This window comes from uncultured Nostoc sp. (assembly GCF_964245575.1).
GTDB lineage: Bacteria > Cyanobacteriota > Cyanobacteriia > Cyanobacteriales > Nostocaceae > Nostoc.
Window position 1 is genome coordinate 1 of sequence record NZ_CAXTNP010000342.1, and the last position, 7,185, is coordinate 7,185.

A 7,185-nucleotide genomic window follows, 5' to 3' on the forward strand; every position below is an offset into this window, starting at 1 on the left:
TTCGTCTAATGATAAAGCGAATGGTATCTTAAGCTTTTGTTTACGAATCAGCTCTGAGTTAGTCTATCTTCTAATGGAAATGCATCTACCAAAGCATCTCTTAATTGTTGATATTGTGATCCAGTCAAATCCATAAATTACTTCAGTTTCCTTCTTGAATTATTTCGTACCAAAAAGATAAATCACTAACTTTGTGAGAACCGACTTGAGGATGTCGCCCGATACCAAACCCATCTTTATACTGCAACCATGATGTCCGGTATAGCTCTATTGTATTGCCAGTTACCTTACTTAAAACTTGATAAGCTAGATTACCCAAAATTGATGCCCCTCCGATAGCAGTAGTAATAGTGCTAACCTGTGGCGAAGCCACAGCAAGCCCCACTAATGTACCTACTGCTCCTTGTAACTCTGTTGATTGCAATTGCTGGGATAGTAACGTCGCTAAATCGTCTGTGTCTTTGCGATCGCGGGATACTGTAATGAATATGTCCAAAAAGTGTAGAGCATTTCCATAAAATATCAGTAGCCCATTTTCACCTGTAGGAAGACGATCTTGGTCTTTAATACCTGGAAAACGAAATGTTTTAGGTACATAAGCACTTGTCGAGTCGCCTTGTGTGGCATTCCCGTGAACCACTAAAGCGTCTAATCGGATATCTGCATCCCCAAACCATTTTTTGGTATCCCAAATCATAATGTCTTGCAAGCGTACAGCTAAATTTTCTGCTTGTGGTTGACTAAATGATTCCCTACCACCTCGTTGATTAGAGTTGAGTTCACGTTCTATCTGCTCAATAGCCATACTATCAGGCGGGATAGCTTCATCAATTAACCATTCCTGTTGAGTCATCTATCGCTCCTGGGATGAAAAACTATTAGGTCTATTACATTACTACAAATCTACAGAACGGGATTCCAGATTGATATTAGCAGTCTCAGTAGATTTGCGATAGTAGTTTACTAATACTAATTTGGAAAACACCTTTAAGCCGCATCAATTACAAGATTGGGGGAATACCTACACCAAACAAGGGGCTAAAGCTTTAAACAAGAAAGTCCAGCAAGCACTGGAGAAAACCATTGATCTGCGATCGCCTACGGCGGGCGGGTACGCCATCGCTAGCGCAGGAACCCCCAAAAGAGAATGCCCAAGAATGTCTGCGGCTCATGGGTATGGCGTTGAAGAATCTCGCTAGTGCGATGAACAATACCCAAACGTTGGAAGCTGCGGCGATAATTCTGGGGAGTGAACCGACACCAATTGCGATCGCGTATCGGGCCGAACAACTGGAAATGTTGCCTCAAGCGGTTAGCGATATTCGGCGGGTACTGTCAAAACCTGGGTGTACTTGGCAGGACTATTGGGCAGTGGCGCAAGAGTACGAGGTAATAAAAGCAGACTATTGGGCAGAATTAAGCACCCAGGAAACAGAATTAATTACCGTACTTTAAACGGCATCTACTGAACCTCCCATAATCGGGCTTGGTTCTATCGTTGCCCACGCCGATCCATACCGCACTTTGTATGTCGAGAGAGGTGAGGTTGTAGAAGAATTAGGGGATGAGGTAATGGTTGCTTGGGATTGCTGGAAGGAGCAATCAAAAAAGACTGATAGGTATTTCCGAGATGAGTTGCGCTTTTGGCAACCTCAATAGGCTTTCAGTGTATCGGTAACTTTTTAGACAAACAAATATCGAACTAAACCCTGCGATGCCTACGGCGGTAAACAACGCTGTAGGGAAATTTCCGTGCGTCAAAATAATAGGAGATTGTGAAATGACTGCAACTATTACAAGACCCAAGCTCAAAAAGGCTGCTGCTAAAGCACAATCACCGTATAAGCGGCTTCATGTGATTATTCCCATAGAAGATATGTTGTGGGCATCGCAGCAAAAGCCTTCAGTTACGCAATTGTGGCAGGAGTCTTGGACGGCTGACCCCTATGGTTCTCGGTGGATGCCTTTGTCTACTGGGATGGGTTACAGTACTTTTATCTCTGCGAAGAAAATTCTAGCTGAAAGTGGATTATTCATCTTCAAGCCCGACAAGTCCATAGAAGATGGCCGGGAAACGGCTAGCTGGATGGTGAAGAATTTACACGGTAGCCGGATGAAGGAGTTTTGGGAGAAAGCTAATTCTGCGTCACCAAAACCAAATGTTGAAAAACGAGAACTAAATGCTGAGGATTCAGAGATGAATGCTGGCTCTGAAGAAATGCGTGCTTTGTATAAAGCATCTATTTCAGCTAAAAACCAGTCAGAGCAAAGGTTACAGGAAGCCTCACGAACTGTTAAGGAACAGCTAACGAACTCTTCAAAAGAGTTCGTTATACCAATTCACGAAAACCCTGATACAGATAGATTTCTTGTAGGGGCATGGCAATGCCATGCCCTTACCAACGTATTTGTATCATTATTAAAGTGAAATGGTATTAGCTGTGTCTCTGACACGCTTACACGAAACTCGCAAGTGGAGGAGACGGCTCACGCGCCCTTGGGGGGCGCGTCGCCTCCGATTATTGAAAGCGTGTCAGAGAAAGACTTGCCTGTGGCAATGGACTGTACATCGCTGTCGCTTGTAAATGGTATACAGGGTCAATCTGCTTTTTTGATAGGAGAAAGCCAGGATTGTGGTGTTGAAGCGAGAGACTGTCATGAAGGTACTTGTTCCGCCGCGCCCGTCGCTCAAAATGAATTTTCTCTAAATTCTGCGATCGCTAATCAAACTCAGGCGCAGGTAGAACAAAGTAATCCCACTTCGTTGTTAGTTGAAAATTCAGTTTCGGGTGTAGGAGTCAAAGCAGTTGATGAGGGTAAAGGTTCCGCCGCGCCTATTGTAAATCCTGAAAAATGGTCGCATGAGGCGATTATTGCTTTTGTCAAATATGCGACCTCTTCGGATGCAGAAACTGAAAGTTGCGGCGAATTCGGGGCAGAATCCGGGGTTTGAATTCTTGCAGGAATGCTGGAATGATGACACTGCGAAAGCAGATTGTGATCAAGAAATTACTGACGAAGTTTTCGCAATCGGGTATCGCTTGTGTTGATGGGGTATTGGTTGATTGAGAGAGGTAGCGATTTTAGTAGCTAAATCTTGAGGCTGGATGTGAAGGAAGTACTGATACTTGACTAAACAGAGCAAATGTACTAATTTGTCATCAGTTATTCTTGTTTAGAACCATAAAAACAATGGAATTTTCTTACACCATTCTTTACGTAAAGGATGTTATACCAATTTAATATGAAGCTGCATAGAATAACGCTTCTAATATGAAGTTGTAAGAAGAAACAGAAATTACCTGTTCAAATGTAAGTTGGTCAAATATTTCCTGGATGCGATCGCGTAAATTTTGTAGAGAAGAAAAGAGTTCATTTTTCAGCGATTTTTTAATGAACTGCCAAAGCCTTTCGATCGGGTTAAGTTCCGGAGAATGCGGTGGTTGAAGCAAAGGGATAATATTTTCAGCCCAGCGAATCGCGGAACTTATATGAGCGGGAGCTTGGTCAATCTGTAAAATAGCATAGTCATCGCTTAATTGCTGAGATAACCAATCCAAAAACTGTTGAAAATATTCTCCATTAAGTTTTGGGTATTCGTGTTGAAAATGTTTTCCCGTTAAGGGAGCGATCGCGCCATAAATCCAAAAATTATCTCGTTGCCATTTAACGGATACAGTGGGCTTAACTCCAGCAGCCGTAATTACTTTTCCGGTGAGGGTTTTGAGTCCAATCCTAGTTTCATCCTGACATAGGTAGTGGACGCACTTTTCTTCTGCCAAAAGCTTTTTGAGACAGTTCAAAATGATACCAAGTTTTTTTTAAACTCAGACACCAACTCTTCGTCCTGCTTGTAGCTTTGAGGACGTGGTACTTTTAGTTTGGCTCCTAATTGATATCGAACCAATGCATAAACCGTTCCATACTCAATCTCAAGTCCATGTTCTTTTTTTAACCACTCTACTATCGCACCATAACTACTAAACCCTTCTCCTGTTTCCAACTCAATTTTGAGCGCTGCGATCGCATGATCATTTATTTTTCGGTTGGCACCTGGTGCTTTCTTAATTTCCAATAACCTAGAAAGCCCACCCAATCGATATTTCTGTAACCATCTTGTCACCGTTGAAGTATCTCTACCCAAACGTTTTCCTAGTTCCTGCTGTTCCTTTACCTGCCCACTCTTGAGCCACCACAACATCTGTAACTGTTCTTTATGGCTTCCCACGTTAGCTGTTTGTAGACGTTTTTTTAGTTCCTCTTCGCTTTCTGCGATTTCAATCTTAAACGGACGGCTCATAGGCATCTAAATTTATTGAGTTTGTAATCCTCTATTATATGCAGCTTCATATTAAAGTGGTATTACGCAGTCGGTTGCTTTTTACGAAAAAGCATTTGGGTTACACCAACATTTTATTCATGAAAGTGGACAGTATGCACAGATGGAGACAGGTTCAACAAAACTTGCATTTGCCTCCAATGAACTAGCTAGCTCAAATCTAACTAAAGGATTTCAAGAAAACAGCTTATCTGCTCAACCTGCTGGAATTGAAATTGCTTTCACAACAGATGATGTTGATGCAGCCTTCAATCGTGCTGTTGAAGCTGGTGCAGTTAGTTTAGTTGTGCCAAAACAAAAGCCTTGGGGACAAAAAGTTGGATACGTCAGAGATTTAGACGGTATTTTAATTGAAATTGCTAGTCTTATATAGACATTTAATTTTTGTCAGTTGAAAGTTCATGGTGGATGGCGCTTTTCAACAAGCCTTAGTTGGTTACGAAAGCTTATACTTGGCATAAAATTTGACCCCTGAAAACTTTTCAAACACCCTCTATACAGTAACTAATGCCTTTAATTCCTCAGTTTTTAATCTTGGTCCATAGGATGTAACAATCTTAGAAGCTGCGGCTGATGCTAATTTTCCGGCTTCTTCATAGCTCATACCTTGGGTAATTCCATAGAGGAAAGCTCCTGCATACATATCTCCTGCTCCCACTGTATCTACAGCTTTTACTTGAGGTGCAGCAATTTCGATTAATTTATGACCATCAAATACTACTGAACCCTTGGCACCGCGAGTAATGGCAAATTTCTTACTCAGGGTTTTTAGTTTGTCTACAGCTACTTGAAAATTTTCTGTATCTGCTAGTTCTAATGCTTCACTTTCATTAGCAAAAATTAAGTCTAAACCAGGCCCAATGATGTCTAATAGACCATCTTTAAAAAACTTCACCATGTTGTAATCAGATAGGGACATGGTAGTTTTTACTCCCGCTTTTTCAGCTATTTCTCTAGCCTTTATAGCTGCTTCTTTTGCTGTGGGAGAAGTCACTAAATATCCTTCTATATATACATATTCTGAATCAGTAAGCGCTGATGATACTAATTCTTGTGTAGAAAATTCTCCAGTAATTCCCAAAAATGTATTCATGGTACGATCTGCATCGGGAGTTACTAGCACCAAACATTTACCTGTAATTCCTGATTGACGGTCGCCATTTTTTAAGTTGGTATCTACCTGAGAGTTGAGTAAATCTTCTATGTAAAAGTCTCCAAATTCATCATTAGCTACTTTACAGGAATAAAAAGTTTTTCCTCCTAGTTGACTAATTGCCACTATTGTGTTTGCTGCTGAACCTCCACAACTCTTATGACAATGAAGATTTTTGAGATTTTCCAAAATATGATTTTGACTCTCTTCATCTAGGAGTGTCATTACACCTTTATCAATCTTTAACTGTTGCAGTAACTCTGGAGATACTTCATATTCTATATCTACTAAGGCATTACCTACACCATAAACATGATATTTCTTACCCATTGTTTACCTCCGAGAATAATTTCTGTCTGACTTGAACAGAATTGATAATAACAGATAAGAGTTGCTTGGTCATCATTTCGTAAACCCGCATTTTTTCATGATCTTTGAGCTACAGACAGCAGTTTTATCGGGAGCAAAGAAAATTCTAGCTCAAAGTAGGGCAAACGCATCTAAATTACTCTTGATCACAACGAAGGTTAAAAACCAATCGATTTAATCTTTCCTTTTGCGTTTGATTTGTTTTCCAAGCCCAAAGCGATGTCTGCGGTGGTCACTGACTTGTACTGAGCGGAGTCGAAGTAGCTTTGTCGTACCCCTACGAGGAAGCAAGCTACGCGCAGCGTCTCGTAGAGAAGTGCAGGCTACGCCAACGCCAAAATATTTGTTAATAAGCAGCGATTAATGCGACTACTTTTAGCTTATTGATAATCAAAGGGTCTTGTTGACATGATGTGTTTGCCTTGTACATAAAAAACGGTAGGTTAATTAAAAATCTACCGTTTTTTTTTGATTTTAAATTTCTATTTTTTATTTAGCCAAAAGCTAATTATTTGGCATACTCTTGTGCTTCATCTCCAGATAAAGGCTGAAAATTTCTAATCAGCGCTGCTGCATGAGTTCCTTCGGCGCTAAAAAGCAGGGAATAGCAATAAGGTTCAGGTAGTCCTGGCTCTTTCATTTCTGCTATCCATAACCAACTTGATTCTTCGTCCTCCTCACATGAGTAATCGTAATGTAGTCTTTCTGTGTTAAACATTTTTTTTTGCTCCTATTTTTCTCAAAAGCTTACATCCGCGCCTTTAAAATTACAAATGTCGCCAGAAGTTATTACTGATAGTCTTGAGACTGACAACCTTAGTTTCTGTTGTTTCAAGGGCATGACTAACAGTCACCGCAGCAGCTTGTGGTGCAGGTGTCGCTAACAGAGAATTGAGTAACTCTCGCTGATAGTCAATATCTGCTACCGTGCGGTAAACTCTGTGGTAATCAATTTGCATCCCTAAAGGTGTTGGTACTATTTTCAGATATTCATTTAGGGCGTTAATATAGCCATCGTGAAAAATCCTATTAGTAATACAAGGACGGATAATATTCAATAATTGAATAGCTCGTCTAATGTCTGCAACACTACGGCTAGCATCAATCTCTGGCTGACTTTCGCTGTAACCTTTGGATTTCTTTTCTGCTACCAGATTGTTGAATTTGCTAACGGCTCTTTGATGATTGGCTAATGTGTGGATTTTCGTTTGCGCTTGATAACCGACTCTGCCCCACTGCACTGTTAAGTTACCATCTTCGACTTTGGCAGACAGGGTAAGCGCGTCTCAAACACTATTGACAAGCGGATTCTGAGGCATGATCA

Annotated in this window: 11 protein-coding genes; 4 read left to right on the forward strand and 7 right to left on the reverse strand. The window is 40.8% G+C overall.

The window, feature by feature from the left end:
• Positions 1-47: 47 nt before the first annotated feature.
• Both ACFFAP_RS33565 and ACFFAP_RS33570 read right to left on the reverse strand, forming a co-directional pair.
• On the reverse strand, positions 48-134 hold the full coding sequence (locus ACFFAP_RS33565; protein ID WP_375515276.1) for an effector-associated domain EAD1-containing protein: 87 nt from the start codon (positions 132-134) through the stop codon (positions 48-50).
• A gap of 8 nt (positions 135-142) precedes the next feature.
• Positions 143-853 carry a hypothetical protein gene (locus tag ACFFAP_RS33570; RefSeq protein WP_375515268.1) on the reverse strand — a complete coding sequence of 237 codons (711 nt, stop codon included), beginning with the start codon at positions 851-853 and terminating at the stop codon, positions 143-145.
• A gap of 230 nt (positions 854-1,083) precedes the next feature.
• Here ACFFAP_RS33570 and ACFFAP_RS33575 point away from each other — a divergent pair, with 230 nt between their 5' ends.
• From ACFFAP_RS33575 to ACFFAP_RS33585, 3 genes are all read left to right on the forward strand, one after another.
• Complete coding sequence (locus tag ACFFAP_RS33575; protein ID WP_375515269.1) at positions 1,084-1,455, forward strand: hypothetical protein; 372 nt, start codon at positions 1,084-1,086, stop codon at positions 1,453-1,455.
• Between the two features lie 325 nt (positions 1,456-1,780).
• Complete coding sequence (locus tag ACFFAP_RS33580; protein WP_375515270.1) at positions 1,781-2,428, forward strand: hypothetical protein; 648 nt, start codon at positions 1,781-1,783, stop codon at positions 2,426-2,428.
• 45 nt (positions 2,429-2,473) lie between these two features.
• Positions 2,474-2,953, forward strand: a complete 480-nt coding sequence (locus tag ACFFAP_RS33585) for a hypothetical protein (protein ID WP_375515271.1) — start codon at positions 2,474-2,476, stop codon at positions 2,951-2,953.
• A 286-nt stretch (positions 2,954-3,239) separates the two neighbouring features.
• Here the strand turns inward: ACFFAP_RS33585 and ACFFAP_RS33590 are convergent, their stop codons facing one another.
• On the reverse strand, positions 3,240-3,803 hold the full coding sequence (locus tag ACFFAP_RS33590) for an IS630 family transposase (protein WP_375515272.1): 564 nt from the start codon (positions 3,801-3,803) through the stop codon (positions 3,240-3,242).
• Positions 3,800-4,300: a helix-turn-helix domain-containing protein gene (locus ACFFAP_RS33595; protein ID WP_375515273.1), complete on the reverse strand. Its 501-nt coding sequence runs from the start codon at positions 4,298-4,300 to the stop codon at positions 3,800-3,802. Before ACFFAP_RS33595 ends, ACFFAP_RS33590 begins: the two co-directional genes overlap by 4 nt.
• A 61-nt stretch (positions 4,301-4,361) precedes the next feature.
• On the opposite strand from ACFFAP_RS33595, the gene ACFFAP_RS33600 reads away from it, so the two are divergent.
• Positions 4,362-4,712 (forward strand): VOC family protein, encoded by a 351-nt coding sequence (locus ACFFAP_RS33600; protein ID WP_375515277.1) that lies wholly within the window; start codon positions 4,362-4,364, stop codon positions 4,710-4,712.
• A 120-nt stretch (positions 4,713-4,832) separates the two neighbouring features.
• Here ACFFAP_RS33600 and ACFFAP_RS33605 read toward each other — a convergent pair whose 3' ends face one another.
• From ACFFAP_RS33605 to ACFFAP_RS33615, 3 genes are all read right to left on the reverse strand, one after another.
• Positions 4,833-5,822 (reverse strand): adenosine kinase, encoded by a 990-nt coding sequence (locus tag ACFFAP_RS33605; RefSeq protein WP_375515274.1) that lies wholly within the window; start codon positions 5,820-5,822, stop codon positions 4,833-4,835.
• Between the two features lie 547 nt (positions 5,823-6,369).
• Positions 6,370-6,579, reverse strand: a complete 210-nt coding sequence (locus tag ACFFAP_RS33610) for a hypothetical protein (protein ID WP_375515275.1) — start codon at positions 6,577-6,579, stop codon at positions 6,370-6,372.
• 49 nt (positions 6,580-6,628) lie between these two features.
• The gene (locus tag ACFFAP_RS33615) at positions 6,629-7,135 is read right to left on the reverse strand and encodes a WGR domain-containing protein (RefSeq protein WP_375515278.1); all 507 of its coding nucleotides are present in this window, start codon (positions 7,133-7,135) and stop codon (positions 6,629-6,631) included.
• Positions 7,136-7,185: the final 50 nt, after the last annotated feature.